The 548-nt window shown below is 60.9% G+C and carries 1 protein-coding gene; it reads right to left on the bottom strand.

Annotated elements, in window-relative coordinates; translation table 11 throughout:
• Nucleotides 1-548, bottom strand: a 548-nt coding sequence (locus AKL29_RS45405) for a DUF1254 domain-containing protein (RefSeq protein ID WP_244482321.1), incomplete at both ends; no start/stop codon positions are given.

Genomic DNA, 548 nt, shown 5'->3' with positions numbered 1-548 from the left:
CCTTCTCGAATTTGGGGAAAGACGGCGCCGACGCCGGCGACGGCGCGGGCCGATTCAGGAAGCTGGAAAGCGGCTGCGCCTTGTAGCCGGCCTGAACCTTCTTGACGGCCTCAATATCGGCCGGGTCGAACAGCTGGGTCCGGAAAAGTGCCAGGCAGAAATCGCTCGTCGACCGGAACACCTTCTTGATGCCGGCCGGTGTCGCGCCGGTCCATCGCGGGCCGGCGACCAGATAACTTCCCGCATCGCTGCCCGTCGCGCGCGAACCGACATAGCCAAAATTATACGTATTAAGGTCGATCAACTGCAGCGAATAGTAGCGCTTGGGATCGACCGCCGGCACCGAAAAGACGATGGGCTCGGCCCGCAAGTCCAGCCATGCAAACGAATACGGCGTGTCACTGTTGGGCGTGACGACGGCGGTATCTTCGTAGGTGTAAACGCGGGCCTCGTTGACCAGCGTATTGAACGGCGCCTTGTACTGCCCTGACGACTTGTCCACGGCGTACTCGTACATCACACCATAGGACATCACGATCGGCAGGCCA

Source organism: Bradyrhizobium pachyrhizi, assembly GCF_001189245.1.
GTDB classification, from domain to species: Bacteria; Pseudomonadota; Alphaproteobacteria; order Rhizobiales; family Xanthobacteraceae; genus Bradyrhizobium; species Bradyrhizobium pachyrhizi.
This window is presented reverse-complemented; position numbering and strand designations above follow the sequence as displayed.